The sequence below is a fragment of the Nonomuraea sp. NPDC050643 genome (assembly GCF_040654715.1).
Taxonomy (GTDB): Bacteria; Actinomycetota; Actinomycetes; order Streptosporangiales; family Streptosporangiaceae; genus Nonomuraea.
This window is the reverse complement of record NZ_JBFAIM010000174.1, coordinates 1-1,860: the sequence shown is the minus strand read 5'-3', so window position 1 is coordinate 1,860 and position 1,860 is coordinate 1. Positions and strand designations below refer to the sequence as shown.

At 65.7% G+C, this 1,860-nt stretch carries 2 protein-coding genes; both read left to right on the top strand.

What is annotated here, in order from left to right; genetic code table 11:
- Positions 1-796: phosphopantetheine-binding protein (locus tag AB0I15_RS66775; RefSeq protein WP_358121175.1), on the top strand; the 796-nt coding region annotated here is incomplete at its 5' end.
- A 42-nt stretch (positions 797-838) separates the two neighbouring features.
- The coding region (locus AB0I15_RS66770; RefSeq protein ID WP_358121172.1) for a beta-ketoacyl synthase N-terminal-like domain-containing protein at positions 839-1,860 on the top strand (1,022 nt) is incomplete at its 3' end.

The following is a 1,860-nucleotide window of genomic DNA, read 5'->3' as shown; positions in this document are numbered from 1 at the left end:
CGCCTGGGGACTCTGGACCCAAACCAGCACCATGACCAGCAACCTCACCACCACCGACCACCACCGCATCACCCAAACCGGCATCACCCCCCTCACCACCACCGAAGGCCATCAACTCCTCGACGCCACGCTGCAGACCGACCAGCCTCTGACCATCCCCGCGCACCTCAACCTCACCCACCTACGCACCCCAGACGGAACCCTCCCACCCATCCTCACCAACCTCTCTCCCACCCGGCGCACCGCATCAGGCACCGCAGCCGCCACCAGCAGCGATCTGCTGCGCCAACTCGCCGCTCAAAGCGAGATCGAACAACATCAGACCCTGCTCACCCTCGTACGAACCCACGCCGGCGTAACGCTCGGCCACGCCAACCCCACCCTGCTCGACCCTCATCACCCCTTCCAGCAGCTCGGCTTCGACTCCCTCACCGCCATCGAACTCCGCAACCGCCTCACCACCACCACCGGACTCCGCCTCCCCGCCACCCTCATCTTCGACCACCCCACCCCCACCGCCCTCGCCCAACACCTCCACGAACGACTCACCACCACCAAGACCGAAGCCCGGTCCCTCCAGGCGCTCTCGGACCTCGACAAGCTCGAAGCGGCGCTCTTCGCCACCTCTCCCGAGGACGAAATGCACGCGCAGGTCACCACGCGGCTGGAATCCCTCATGGCGAGATGGCAGCAGATAAAGCAGTCGAAGAACACCGACGAAGTCGCCGAGGAAATTCAGGGAGCAACAGCGGAGGAGATATTCGACTTCATCGACAAGAACCTCAGGAGCTCTTAGTACGGTCGCGTCGCACCCTCGGACACGGAGAGTGGATTCCACATGGCAAGCGAAGAAAAGCTGATCGACTACCTCAAGTGGGTGACGGCCGACCTGCACAAGGCCCGGCAGCGGCTGCAGGAGCTCGAGTCGGCGAAGCACGAACCCATTGCGATCGTGGGGATGGGGTGCCGCTATCCCGGAGGTGTCACCTCGCCCGACGAGCTATGGCAATTGGTTCTCAACGAGACGGATGCGATTTCCGGATTTCCGGTCGACCGTGGCTGGCCGATCGAGGAGATCTACGATCCGGACCCCGAAAAGGCGGGGAAGATCTATACGCGTCAGGGTGGATTCCTGCATGACGCGGGCGAGTTCGACCCGGCCTTCTTCGGCATCAGCCCCCGCGAAGCCCTGGCGATGGATCCCCAGCAGCGCCTCCTCCTCGAAGTCGCCTGGGAAGCCCTCGAACACGCCGGCATCGACCCCACCACCCTCCACGGCACCCCCACCGGCGTCTTCACCGGCATCATGTACGACGACTACGCCACCCGCGTGTCACCCGTACCCGAGGATCTCGAGGGCTTTCTCGGCACCGGCAGCGCCTCCAGCGTGGCTTCGGGCCGGATCTCGTACGTACTCGGCCTCCAGGGCCCGGCCGTCAGCATCGACACCGCCTGCTCCTCCTCCCTCGTCGCCGTCCACCAAGCCGTACAGGCACTCCGCACTGGAGAGTGCGCCATGGCGCTGGCGGGCGGCGTCACCATCATGGCCACGCCTGGCATGTTCGTAGAGTTCAGTCGGCAGCGTGGCCTCGCACCGGACGGCCGGTGCAAGTCCTTCGCCGCCGCCGCCGACGGCACTGGCTGGGGCGAAGGCGCGGGCCTCATCGTCTTGGAACGGCTATCAGTCGCCCAGCAAAACGGCCACCGCATCCTCGCCCTCATCCGTGGCTCGGCGGTCAATCAGGACGGTGCCTCCAACGGGTTGACCGCACCCAACGGCCCCTCCCAACAACGCGTCATCCACGCCGCCCTCACCAACGCCGGCCTGCCCCCCGACCACATCGACGCCATCGAAGCCCA